The sequence below is a fragment of the Numidum massiliense genome (assembly GCF_001375555.1).
Lineage (GTDB): Bacteria > Bacillota > Bacilli > Thermoactinomycetales > Novibacillaceae > Numidum > Numidum massiliense.
On record NZ_CTDZ01000008.1, the window covers coordinates 92,731 to 106,181 of the forward strand.

The 13,451-nt window shown below is 54.2% G+C and carries 9 protein-coding genes; 8 read left to right on the forward strand and 1 reads right to left on the reverse strand.

The features are described from left to right. Positions 1-349: 349 nt before the first annotated feature. From BN1247_RS00575 to BN1247_RS00610, 8 genes are all read left to right on the forward strand, one after another. A complete protein-coding gene (locus BN1247_RS00575) occupies positions 350-4,045 on the forward strand; it encodes a DNA polymerase III subunit alpha (protein WP_147675144.1) in 3,696 nt (1,231 codons plus the stop codon). Between the two features lie 141 nt (positions 4,046-4,186). After that, complete coding sequence (locus BN1247_RS00580; protein ID WP_054948623.1) at positions 4,187-5,413, forward strand: NADP-dependent malic enzyme; 1,227 nt, start codon at positions 4,187-4,189, stop codon at positions 5,411-5,413. A 252-nt stretch (positions 5,414-5,665) separates the two neighbouring features. Beyond that, entirely contained in the window at positions 5,666-6,538 is an 873-nt protein-coding gene (gene accD / locus BN1247_RS00585; RefSeq protein ID WP_054948656.1) for an acetyl-CoA carboxylase, carboxyltransferase subunit beta, read from the forward strand. Further along, positions 6,523-7,485: an acetyl-CoA carboxylase carboxyltransferase subunit alpha gene (locus tag BN1247_RS00590; protein WP_054948624.1), complete on the forward strand. Its 963-nt coding sequence runs from the start codon at positions 6,523-6,525 to the stop codon at positions 7,483-7,485. The genes accD and BN1247_RS00590 overlap by 16 nt, the downstream gene beginning before the upstream one ends. Positions 7,486-7,638: 153 nt before the next feature. Beyond that, complete coding sequence (gene pfkA, locus BN1247_RS00595; protein ID WP_054948625.1) at positions 7,639-8,598, forward strand: 6-phosphofructokinase; 960 nt, start codon at positions 7,639-7,641, stop codon at positions 8,596-8,598. 24 nt (positions 8,599-8,622) lie between these two features. Beyond that, positions 8,623-10,374 (forward strand): pyruvate kinase, encoded by a 1,752-nt coding sequence (gene pyk / locus BN1247_RS00600; protein WP_054948626.1) that lies wholly within the window; start codon positions 8,623-8,625, stop codon positions 10,372-10,374. Between the two features lie 654 nt (positions 10,375-11,028). After that, positions 11,029-11,469, forward strand: a complete 441-nt coding sequence (locus tag BN1247_RS00605; protein WP_074011016.1) for an acyl-CoA thioesterase — start codon at positions 11,029-11,031, stop codon at positions 11,467-11,469. Positions 11,470-11,506: 37 nt separating this feature from the next. Further along, positions 11,507-11,905: an FxsA family protein gene (locus BN1247_RS00610; protein WP_054948627.1), complete on the forward strand. Its 399-nt coding sequence runs from the start codon at positions 11,507-11,509 to the stop codon at positions 11,903-11,905. A 136-nt stretch (positions 11,906-12,041) separates the two neighbouring features. Here the strand turns inward: BN1247_RS00610 and ytvI are convergent, their stop codons facing one another. Further along, entirely contained in the window at positions 12,042-13,202 is a 1,161-nt protein-coding gene (gene ytvI, locus BN1247_RS00615; RefSeq protein ID WP_054948628.1) for a sporulation integral membrane protein YtvI, read from the reverse strand. Positions 13,203-13,451: the final 249 nt, after the last annotated feature.

The following is a 13,451-nucleotide window of genomic DNA, read 5'->3' on the forward strand; positions in this document are numbered from 1 at the left end:
TGCAATCCTTGCTTTGGTTGGTCATTTCGCGTTACTTGGCGCTTCGCTGTACTTTGTTTAGTAATCTAGCTTAACAACCTGTCTCTTTTTTTAGCTTATGAGGGCGAAAAAATGATTATGAGCAACTATGAGCAACGACGTCGAAAGAAAGGGGCAACAGTGCGTTCGAACACGGGATGACAAGTAGGCATGAGGGTAAGCGATGCGTAAACGCTGGCAGCATTAAGCGCGAATGTCGGTGAACCGTCGGGGGATGATTCGAGGGTGTGTTCGGTTTATAATATAAAGTAACATCGTATGTCGGAGAACATTTACACGGCGTACAGCAAGGCGAAGGGGGATGGAATTGTTGACATCATTTGTTCATTTACACGTGCATACGCCGTTTAGTTTATTAGACGGTGCCGCGCCCATTCCCCGACTCGTCACGCAGGCAAAAAAACTCGGGATGGACTATTTAGCGCTTACGGATCACGGGGTGCTGCACGGTGTCGTGCCGTTTTACCGCCTGTGTGAAAAAGTCGGCATTCAGCCGATCATCGGTTGTGAAGTGTATGTCGCTAAAGGGCGCATGAGTGACCGAGTGCCACCGAAAACGGAAAAAATTCACCACCTCGTGCTGCTCGCGGAAAACGCGATCGGTTATCGTAACTTATTGCAGTTGTCTTCGGAGGCTCACCTGCGCGGTTTTTACTACAAGCCCCGCGTCGACAAACAAATACTGCGCCAATATAGTGAAGGGCTCATCGCACTCAGCAGTTGTTTAGCCGGGGAAGTGAATCATGCCCTGCTAAACGGGGAGGTTGCGCGAGGGCGAGAGCTCGCTGAGGAGTACCGTGACATTTTTGGATCGGACAACTTTTTTTTGGAATTGCAAGACCATGGGCTCCCAGAGCAAAAAGTCGTAAATCGGCGTCTGATCGCCTTAAGCGAACAGACGGGGATCCCCCTCGTCGCCACGAACGATGTCCACTACGTCGACCGAGCGGATCGTGCCGCCCACGACTGTCTCTTGTGCATCGGGACAGGTGCCAAGTTAAGTGATCGGGAGCGGCTTAGATTTGCGAGTGATCAGTACTATTTGAAGTCGGGTGCGGAGATGGCGAGCTTGTTTCGCCACGTGCCTGAGGCGCTTGCAAACACCGTACGCATCGCACGCCGCTGTCAGTTGACGCTCGACTTTGACCAAATTGTGTTGCCGGCTTTCCCGTTACCGCAAGGACGGACGGCAGCGGGTACGCTTAAGGAGCTCGCTTACCGCGGGGCAGAGCGCCGCTACGGCGAAGTGGACGACGCGGTGAAAAGTCGCTTAGACCACGAGTTGCGCGTCATCGACGAGATGGGGTTTAACGACTATTTTCTCATCGTGTGGGACTTTGTTCGCTATGCACACGAACGCGGCATTGCCACTGGTCCGGGACGCGGTTCCGCCGCCGGCAGTTTGGTTTCATACTGTTTACGGATTACGGACATTGATCCGTTAAAATACAATTTGCTGTTTGAGCGGTTTCTCAATCCGGGGCGCCGCACGATGCCAGACATCGATATCGACTTTAACTACGAGCGACGCGACGAGGTCATTCAATACGTCATCGATAAATACGGCGCAGATCGCGTCGCACAAATTGCCACCTTCGGTACGTTGGCACCGCGGGCGGCGGTGCGCGATGTCGGACGGGTGATGGGGCTCGCGTACAAGCAAGTCGATCAAGTGGCGAAATGTATCCCGAACGCTCCGGGGATGACGATGGAGAAGGCGTTTGCGGCGAGTCCAGACTTAAAGGCACTCGTGGCACGCGGGTCGGAGGAAGAGGCGCTCATTGGGCGCGCGCGGCAGTTGGAAGGCTTTCCGCGACACGTCTCCACGCATGCGGCGGGGGTCGTCATCGCGCCTGAATCGCTCACGCGCTATGTGCCGCTCATGCGCGGTAGCGACGGTGACCATGTACTCACGCAATATCCGATGGAAGACTTGGAAGCGATCGGGCTACTAAAGATGGATTTTCTCGGATTACGCAATTTGACCGTGATCGAGCGGACCATCGCTTCGATCGAAGCACATACGGGAGAGCGCGTGTCATTCGCGGCGATCGGCGACGATGACCGCCAGACGTACGACATGCTAGCCCGCGGCGACACGACGGGCGTCTTCCAGTTGGAATCGGCGGGGATGCGCCGCGTGTTGCGCGAGTTGCAGCCGACGCGCTTTGAAGACGTCATTGCCGTCCTAGCGCTGTACCGCCCGGGGCCGATGGAACATATCGGAGAGTATATCGAGGCACGGCACGGACGGCGTGAAGTGACGTATTTACATCCCGACTTAGAACCGATCTTGAACGATACGTTTGGCATTATCGTCTATCAGGAACAAATTATGCAAATCGCAGCCAAGATGGCTGGCTTTTCGCTGGAGGAAGCGGACTTGTTGCGCCGTGCCGTCGGCAAAAAGAAGCACGATGTGCTAGCGGAACAGCGCGAGCGCTTCGTGCGCGGCTGCGTGAGCCAGCAGTATGACGCCGCGCTCGGCCACCAGCTGTACGACTTGATCGTCCGCTTTGCCGATTACGGGTTTAACCGCGCCCATGCGGCGGCTTATGCAGTGCTCGCTTACCAGACGGCGTACTTGAAGGCGCACTATCCGCACCATTTTATGGCTGCTTTACTAACGACGGTGATGGGTAGTCACACGAAGTTAGCGGAGTACATCGACGACTGCCGTCAGCTGGGGATCGACGTCTTACCGCCAGACGTCAATGCGAGCGACGCCCATTTCACCGTCGAAGGTGGCGCGATTCGCTTTGGGCTCGCCGCGGTAAAAAACGTAGGTGCCCAAGCGATTGCCCATATTGTCGAGACGCGGCAAACGTACGGTACGTACCGCGACTTGTTTCATTTGTGCGAGCGCATCGACACGCGACTCGTCAATAAGCGTATGTTAGAATCGCTTGTTCTCGCGGGGGCGACTGCTTCGCTACCTGGGCATCGGGCACAGCATTTGAGCAATTTAGACGTGGCGGTGGACCGAGGAGCGCGCCTATACGCGGAGCGGACGAGTCGGCAAATGAGTTTATTCGTTAGCGAAGCGGGTGCCGGACGGGATCAGCCGCCCGCACTGCGCGACACGCAGCCGTTTTCACGGCGGAAGGAGCTACAGTTAGAACGGGAACTATTAGGTCTTTACTTGAGCGGGCACCCGTTAGAAGCGTACCGGCAGCTACTCGAGCGGGCGAATGTGACGGCGATTAGTCGGTTAGGCCGTTTGCCTGAGCAAGCCCACGTGCGCGTTGCGGGGCTCGTTAGCGCAGTGAAGGGGATTACGACGAAAAAAGGGGAGCCGATGGCGTTTGTGACGCTAGAAGATGTGACCCAGTCAGTCGACGTCGTCGTTTTTCCTCGTGTGTATGACGCGCAGCGGGAGGCGTGGCAAGTGGACGAGCTACTCCTCGTCAGCGGCCGGGTCAACCACCGCGGCGATGGTGTAGGTGTCATCGCCGCGGATGCTCGCCGTCTGCCTGCGACAGCGACGTCGGCCCCAGAATCGCCGGAGCCACCTATGCCAACGTCGCCGGAGTCATCTATGCCAGCATCTCCGGAGTCACTCTCGCCAGCGCCGCTACCGTCACGGGCTGCTACCGTAAACGCAAAGGTAACCGCGTCGGCAGGACAAGGGAGCTCCCCGGCAGCGCAGCCGGAAGCAACTTCTCCAACGGTACGGACGCCGCCCCAGACGGCGCGGACGACTACCGCGCAGGAACAGGCGCCAAAACAACCCGCGTCGCAGGACGCCACCCCAACGCCGCCGGGTACTGCCTCGCCGACACAGCTGTTTGTACGCATTCCGGCCGACAGTGCGCCCGATCTACTGCAGCGGCTTAAACATCTCATCAGCCGTTTTCCCGGGACGACTCCGGTACTGCTATACTATGCGGATAGTAAGCGAGTACGCGTCCTACCTCCAGACAAATTCGGAGTCGATTGGACAGAGTGCCGCCGTGACTTGGAGGCGCTGTGTGGCGAAGAAAACGTGAGGGCAGTCGAGCGCTGATTGCTCCTTATGAAAATGTTGGTCAGGCGCCTTCCTTCTGTTATAATGTAGGCATGTCAGTGGTCTAACCACCACTGTATTATGCGTATCCGTGGCCTGACCAACGCCGCGTTACGTGAAGGTTAAAGGAGAGTGAAGCGGTTGTCGTCGTTACGTGAAGAAGCTCTACGGATACATAAGGAAAACCGTGGGAAGTTAGCTGTGCAATCGAAGGTACCTGTGACGAATGCGCACGACCTAAGTTTAGCCTACTCCCCGGGGGTAGCTGAACCTTGCAAAGAAATTTACAGCGATCCCGATCGCGTCTTTGATTATACGGCGAAAGGGAATATGGTGGCTGTCGTCTCCGACGGCACAGCTGTGTTAGGGTTGGGAAACATTGGCCCGGAAGCAGCTTTGCCTGTCATGGAAGGAAAAGCTGTGTTATTCAAAGCGTTTGCGGGGGTAGACGCCATCCCGCTTTGTCTTAAGACGACCGATATCGAAAAAGTGGTCGAAACGGTTAAACTGTTAGAACCGACCTTCGGCGGAGTCAACCTAGAGGACATCGCCGCACCGAATTGTTTTATTATTGAAGAACGATTAAATAAGGAAACGAACATCCCGATCTTTCACGACGATCAGCACGGTACAGCGATCGTGACGTTAGCTGGGTTAATCAACGCGCTAAAAGTCGTCGGGCGGGACGTGGGCGATATTCGCGTCGTAGCTAACGGAGCCGGTGCCGCTGGAGTGGCGATTGTTAAATTGCTCCTAAGCGTCGGCGTACGTGACGTGATCATGTGCGATAGCCGCGGCGCGATTTACGAAGGGCGCCCGCACGGAATGAACTGGGTGAAAGAAGAATTGGCGAAAGTGACGAACAAGGACCGCGTGCAAGGGGACCTGCCGGAAGTTATTCGCGGCGCCGACGTCTTTATCGGCGTCTCCGTCGAAGGAGCGGTGACGCCGGAGATGGTGCGTTCGATGAACAGCGATCCAATTATTTTTGCCATGGCGAATCCGTCGCCAGAAATAATGCCAGAAGCGGCGCACGCGGCCGGGGCGAAAGTCGTCGGCACTGGACGGTCCGACTTTCCGAACCAAGTAAACAACGTGCTCGCCTTTCCGGGCATCTTTCGCGGTGCGCTCGACGTACGGGCGACACACATTAACGAACAGATGAAAATAACTGCCGCCTACGCAATCGCGGACTTAATCGACGATCGCGAACGCCGGGCCGATTACGTCATTCCGGCGCCGTTCGACAAACGCGTCGCTCCTGCCGTAGCAGCTGCTGTCGCGGAAGCGGCGATGGCGAGCGGGGTCGCCCGCGTGCACGTCGATCCGGCTGAAGTGCGTCAGCGGACCGCACAGCTGTTCAAGTAAACGATTGCCGCTGTACGTCGCGCGGGATCAGCTAACGTGTGCTTACGAAGTATGGCAGGCGCATTTTCTATCACATCATACGTTATATAACTTGGTTTAGTTGGAATTTTCAGCTTTACCTAATACTCGTTTGAACACTTTTTATAAACTAATTCGCGCCAGCGGCAACGATTATCTGCAGCTGCGCCCGTCGTTTTTTGTCGTACAGTATGTGAAGGAAGTGTGAAGGAAGCCGTTTAGCGAGGTGTGACAGTGTTAAAGAACATATTTACTAAAAAACGAAAGTATGCGACGATCCCGTCGGAACAAGCGAAACGGGACATTCCGGAAGGTATTTTGTCCAAATGTAAAAAATGCGGCACTATGACGTACGTGAAGGAATTAGAGAAAAACGCGAAAGTGTGTCCAAAGTGCGGCTACCATTACCCGTTGACAGCGCAGGAGCGCCTTCGCTACATCCTCGACGACGGCCGCTTCTTCGAATACGATACCGACTTACGCTCTGTCGATCCGCTCGATTTCCCGGATTACGAACGCAAAGTTGCCGGGGACATGCAGAAGACGAACCTTTCCGAAGCGGTCGTTACCGGCGAAGGGACGATCGGCGGCTTTCCGGTAGCGATCGGCGTGATGGATTGGCGCTTCCGCATGGGTAGCATGGGATCAGTTGTCGGGGAAAAAATTACGCGGACGATCGAGCGGGCCGGAGAAAAGCAGTATCCGCTCATTCTGTTTTCGGCGTCGGGTGGCGCACGCATGCAAGAAGGGATTTTATCGCTCATGCAAATGGCGAAAACGTCAGCCGCACTTGAGCGCTTCTCCCGCACAGGTGGTTTATATATTTCCGTTTTAACCGATCCTACGACAGGGGGCGTCTCTGCTAGCTTCGCGACGCTCGGCGATATTAACTTAGCCGAACCAGGTGCGCTGATCGGCTTTACCGGGCCGCGCGTCATCGAGCAGACGATTCGACAAAAGCTGCCGGAGGACTTCCAAACAGCCGAGTTTCTACTCGCACACGGGCAACTTGACCTCGTTACACATCGCCATCAGTTGCGAGAGACGCTTACGCAACTTCTGGATCTACACCTGACGAAGGGGGCGGAAGCATGGCCAGCCCACTAAAGTTTGAACTTCCTCTAATTGAATTACAAAAAAAGATCGAGGAGTTGACCGCGTACGCCGCGGGGAATCGCACACCTGATCTAAGTGAAGAGATTGCGAGGTTGCAAGAGCGGTACGACCACTTAGAACGTGAGATATACGACAATTTGACGCCGTGGCAAAAAGTTCAGATCGTCCGCCACGCGGAACGGCCGACTTCATTGGACTATATTCGATACATTTTTACTGACTTTGTCGAGTTGCACGGCGACCGCATGTTTGGCGACGATTTGGCCATTGTCGGCGGAATCGGTAAATTGGAAGGGCTCCCGGTCACCGTCATCGGTCACCAAAAAGGGCAAGATACGAAAGACAACATCAGGCGTAACTTTGGGATGCCGCATCCGGAAGGCTATCGGAAGGCGCTGCGCTTAATGCAGCAGGCGGACAAGTTTGAACGGCCGATTATTACGTTGATCGACACGCCCGGCGCCTATCCCGGCAAAGGGGCGGAAGAGCGAAACCAGAGCGCGGCAATTGCCGAAAACATTCGCGCGATGGCTGGCTTTAACGTGCCGATCGTCTGTGTCGTCACCGGGGAAGGTTCAAGTGGCGGCGCACTCGGCATCGGAGTCGGCGATGCGATCATGCTCCTCGAACACGCGTATTACTCCGTGATCGCCCCGGAATCGGCGGCTTCGATCTTGTGGAAAGATGTGACGAAAGCAGAACAAGCCGCGGAATCACTTAAAATAAGTGCGGAACACGTGGTAAACTTAGGAGTAGGGGATCGCATTATTTCCGAAGTACGCGGCGGGGCACACAAAGACCCACAGCGACAAGCCACATTCATAAAAGAAGCATTACTGGAGGCCCTCCCCCGCTTGCTCGCCGAAGACGCGGATCAATTACGCGAAAAACGATACGAGAAGTTTAAAAAAATGGGTAAAATATCGGTATTAGCTTGAACGGTTGGCCTTAATAGCAACCGTGGCGCTATGACGTGAACGTATCAAAGAAACGTCCTTAAGGGCGGAACAGTCCTTAAGGACTAAATCGTGTCCCGGAGGGACGAAAAGTGTCCATGAGGGGGAAATATCCGTTCGAGGAGGTAATAAACGATGAAGCGCATTGCCGTATTGACAAGTGGCGGGGACGCGCCAGGTATGAACGCGGCTGTACGCGCCGTCGTACGTAAGGCTGTTTATTGCGGATGCGACGTTTGGGGTATTTATCGCGGGTACCACGGGCTGATGAACGACAACTTTAAGCAGATGGATTTAGGATCGGTCGGCGACATCATTCACCGCGGCGGCACGATGCTGTACAGTGCCCGATCCGACGAGTACCGTACGAAGGAAGGACAAGACCGTGCGTACGCGAACTTGGCCAAACGAGGGATCGACGGCCTCGTCGTCATTGGGGGCGACGGCTCGTTTCGCGGCGCGTTGCATCTCGCGGATCGCGGGATGAAAGTGATCGGCGTGCCGGGAACGATCGACAACGACATCGCCTGCACCGACTTTACGATCGGCTTCGACACGGCTGTCAATACAGCGATCGAGGCGATCGATAAAATACGCGATACCGCGACTTCTCACGAGCGTACGTACGTCATCGAAGTGATGGGACGAGACGCTGGTGATATCGCACTGTGGGCTGGTCTGTCAGGTGGTGCGGAATCGATCTTAATTCCGGAGCAGGCGTTTGAGATGGACGAGCTCGTCGAGCGCTTAAAACGTGGCCATAAGCGCGGGAAGAAACATAGCATAATACTCGTTGCCGAAGGGGTAGGTAGCGGATTTACGATCGGCGAAAAAATTAAAGAAATGACTGGCTTTGAGACGCGGGTCACCGTGCTCGGCCACTTGCAGCGCGGTGGGTCGCCGACCGCACTAGACCGCGTATTGGCCAGTCGTATGGGCGCTAAGGCCGTCGACTTACTGTTAGAGGGCCAAGAGCGGAAGATGGTTGGCATTCGCGGCAAAGAGATCGTCAGTGTCGATATTGAGGAAGCGATCAACCACAAACATAACATCGATCTCTCGATGTACGAATTAGCCGGCGTTTTGGCGATATAAGTTAACGTACGAGGAGGAGACAGTGTGCGTAAAACAAAAATCGTATGCACGATCGGCCCTGCGAGCGAGGATTTAAACGTACTTAAACAATTGCTGCAAGCAGGCTGTAACGTTTGCCGATTGAATTTTTCCCACGGGAACCACGAGGAACACGCGCAGCGGATCGCCCGCATCAGGCAGGCAGCTCGCGAGACGGGTAAAACGGTCGCTATTTTATTAGATACGAAAGGCCCGGAAATTCGGACAGGCGACTTGCAAGAACCGGCCGTCGAACTGGAAAGCGGCAAGCAAATCGTGTTGACGACGGAACAAATTTTAGGTGACGCCGCACGCGTCAGCGTGTCGTACGAAGGGCTGGCTGGCGACCTGACAGTCGGTGCGACGGTGTTAATTGACGACGGACTCATCGAGCTCGAAGTGCGGGAGATTAACGGTACCGAAATAACGTGTAAAATTTTAAACGGTGGAACGTTAAAAAGCCGCAAAGGAGTCAACGTCCCCGGGGTGAGTGTCCAACTGCCGGGCATTACCGAGAAAGATGCCGCAGATATTTTGTTCGGTATTGAGCAAGGCGTCGACTTCATCGCCGCGTCGTTCGTGCGTAAAGCGAGTGACGTGCTTGAAATCCGCAAGTTGTTGGAAGAACACGGTGCCGACATCGACATCATCTCTAAAATCGAAAACCACGAAGGAGTCGCGAATTTAGAGGAAATCCTCGAAGTGTCTGACGGCTTAATGGTCGCACGCGGCGATTTAGGCGTCGAAATACCGGCCGAAGAAGTCCCGCTCGTGCAAAAAGATATGATTACGCTGTGCAACAAGTTCAACAAACCGGTCATTACAGCGACGCAAATGCTCGATTCGATGGAGCGCAACCCGCGCCCGACGCGCGCCGAAGCGAGTGACGTCGCGAACGCCATTTTTGACGGGACCGATGCGGTCATGTTGTCGGGGGAAACCGCGGCGGGGAAATATCCAATCCAAGCGGTGGAAACGATGGCGCGCATCGCTACACGTACGGAAGAAGGGTTGCAGTACAGTCACTTTTTACGGCGGTGGCAAGAAGAGAAACACGTGACGATCACCGATTCGATTAGTCAGGCGATCGTGACCGTTTCCCACGATTTAGACTGTACGGCAATCATTACCTCGACGGAAAGTGGCTATACGGCGCGCATGGTTTCGAAGTATCGCCCGCACGCAGACATTGTCGCGGTTACGCCGCACGAAAGGGTCAAACGGAAACTGACGCTCGTCTGGGGCGTCACGCCGTTGCAAGGGGATGCGGTTCGCTCGACAGATAACATGTTTACGAACGCGGTAGATGCGTCGGTGAAACACGGTTACATCGCACACGGCGATCTCGTCGTCATTACCGGGGGCGTGCCCGTCGGTCGCTCCGGAACGACGAACTTAATGAAAGTACACGTCGTCGGCGACGTCACGTTAAAGGGGCAAGGGATCGGACAACAAATCGTGACGGGGAACGTCGTCGTCGCGAATACGTTGGACGACTACCGCAAAAAGGCAACGAAGGGCGCGATCATCGTGACGACCGCGACCGACCGCGATATGATGGCGTGGTTTGAAGAGGCGGCAGCCGTCATTGCCGAGGAAGGCGGCTTAACGTCCCACGCGGCGATCGTCGGGCTGAACTTAGGCATTCCGGTCATCGTCGACGTCGAGCGGGCGACAAGTGTTCTGCAAGACGGCATGGTTGTCACGGTCGATGCAGCGCGCGGACATATTTATTCTGGACGGGCAAAAATTTTATAGTAAAATATACCGTATACGAGCCCGTGCCATTTGCGCGCGTCTAGCTCGTATACGGTTTTTTCTAAGGTGAATACGATCGTCGATCACGAGTTATATCACTCGCAGTTTAGGAAAAATTAACCGGCGAAGTCTTCTCCGCCGCCGTTTGCGCTTGCTTAGTTTCATAGTAGATCCCTCCTTAGTCGCTAAACGTAAGCTTCGGGAGCGGCGTGCTGGAACACCGGAGTGGGTGAACAGATAGGTGGAACTCCGGCGTGCAATGGCGAAACAGTGTGCGATGCTTGGTAATAGACGCTGTAGGCGGATGGGTCGTAAACGTATCGTCTGTAGGTCGTGCGGACGGGGCTGTACACAGCTGTGCACGAGAGGGCTTGGCAAAGAACCGTCCGCAGCAGGTCGCGTGAACGGAGCGATCGTAAACGGGTTGACGATAAAAAGCGCGTATACACTTGAAGGAAGTCGACAAAAAGACTACACTTTAACTAATGAACAGTGCGTTCACTTGTATTATACCTCTGGCGATCAGCTTTATGTGCGCGTTTGGATGCGCTTTATGGACGAGCTGTGAAGGATATGTAAAAGATGTGTCTAAAAAATCGTATCGCGATCGAACGGATGATTGTGTGTAACGAATCGTGAGGTGTCTAATTAAAAGTGAGCGAAGTTTCTTTAACAGAAGTACGCGTGCGTTACCAAGAAACCGATCAGATGGGTGTCGTTTACCACAGCAACTACTTCGTCTGGTTTGAAGTCGGGCGCACGGCACTCATACGTGAGCGGGGATCGTCTTACCGCGAGTTAGAAGAAAAGGGGATAGTCCTGCCGGTTATTGAGGCAAACTGTCAGTATAAAGCGCCCGCGCGTTTTGAGGACGTCATTCGCATTGAAACGTCGGTCGGTGAACTGACGCCAGCTAAAGTTCGTTTCGACTACCGCGTCGTCCGCGACGACGGAAAACTGCTAGCAGTCGGTCACACGTTGCACATGTGGGTCGACCAAGCGATGAAGCCTTTCAATTTTAAGCGCAAATGGCCGCACATTTACGCCCTGTTAGCGGGCGAAGATCCCGCAGAACAACAATGGAGACAGCGTTAAGCTGGGTAGTCACTCAGTGACAAAAGAGGTGTAGCGCGTGTTTTTTCGTATCGCCGTCATTTCGTTGATCGTCATTCCGATTATCGAAATATGGGGGATTTTGCAAGTCGGTAAGTGGATCGGGCCGTTGCCGACTATTCTCACTCTAATCGCCACGAGTGTGCTCGGCGGGTACCTCGCCAAGCGACAAGGAACCGAAGTGATTCGCTTAGCGCAGCTGCAGATCGGACGCGGGCAGTTGCCGGGGGAAGCTATTTTGGACGGTGCATGCATTTTGGCGGGCGGAGTGTTGCTTTTGACCCCAGGATTCTTCACTGACATCGTCGGGTTTTTCCTCGTCATCCCGTTTACGCGTGGCCTTCTCAAGCTGTGGCTGCGAAACTGGTTGGACAAACTAATTCGCGACGGAAAAGTGATTACCATTCGCCGTTACTAGGACAACATTGACACCGTTCAACGCTCGCTACAGCGATACATTGCCACTATGGCGATGACTTTCACCGCTACACCGATACCGTTCGCCAGCGGTATTGTTTGCCGTTTGGTCGTCAGGCTCGTATCGCGTCTTGCGGCTATGTCTTTTTATCGCCGGCAATGTAGGCGAACGTGTCGTGGAAGACTCGTGCCCGATAAAGGGCGTTTAAGATGACCATCGCCGTCGGGCCGATGATCAGGCCGAGGACGCCAAACAGTTGTAGGCCAACGAAAATGGCGAGGAGTGTGACGAGGGGGTCGAGCCCGATGTTGGAGGCGTATACTTTAGGCTCCAGCAGTTGCCGTACGACGATGATGACCGTGTATAGTACGGACAGACCGATGGCGAGTGAATAGTTACCGGCGATGAACAAGTAGATGACCCACGGGATCATGACCGCGCCGACGCCGATGTAAGGGAGCAAATCGACGAACCCGATAATGAGAGCTAACGTGAGGGCGTAGTTCACCTGTAGCACCATGAGCCCGACGAGCACGATAATCGCCGTCAACGTTACGAGTGTCAACTGGGCGCGGACGAAGCCGACAAGCGCCTTTTTTAAATCGGTGATGACAGCACCACCGCTATCTTGGACGACATTCGGCAATAACCGCCGCCCGTGCGCGTGAAGTTTTGGCCAGTTTTTACTAATAAAAAAACTGCCCAAACTGATGACGACGAGCACGGTGAGAATAAACGGTAAATTGCCCAAGAAGCTGCCCAAAAAGGAAATAAAGGCGGTGATCAAGCCAGTTATGAATTCGGCGAGCGACTGTAAACTTTTTTGCACACTGTCGGCAATCGGAACGGCTTGGGTGCCTCCGGTCAAGTGTTGCAACTGCTTGAGTGAGTGCTCAATCGCTTGTTCCAGTTGGGTGAAAGCGGAGGCGCGGTTGCTGAACCAATCGGCGACACTTGCGCTGAACGTGTTAATGTTCGCTTGAATAAACTGCACGAGGCGCGTCGATTCGTTAACGATGCGAATGACGGCTACCGTAATGAGGGCTGACAGGGCACCTAAAAAAAACAACAGCGACAGCGTTGTTCCGCCCCAGCGAGGAATGTGGCAGCGCTTTTCCAAAAAGCGGACAAACGGTTCAATCGCCAGTGCGATGAGCCATGCGATGATAAACGGGTAAATTAACGGGATCGTGTAGCGTAACAGAACGAAACTGCCGCCTACGACAAGTAGGACGAGCAGCGTCCGCCAGATGATGCCGAGCGTCTGAAAAAGTTGCTCCAATCTGTCGGGATTCAAGGCACTGACCCTCCTTAAACGGATGCTTCTTTTGATTTAGGGTGCCGTTACACGATGCATAAGATATGTGTTGAAAAGTATGTGTGTAGAGATTTGGCCAACGCTTTTTGCGAAGCCATTGTTTGCTTGTATGGGCGCGATTCGGTGAGGAATACTATCATTGTACCGTTTTATCAGCAAGTATACAAATTGTTTTGCATCGAAAAATTAATGTGGCAAGTTAACACGACTGGTATAAACCATTCACAA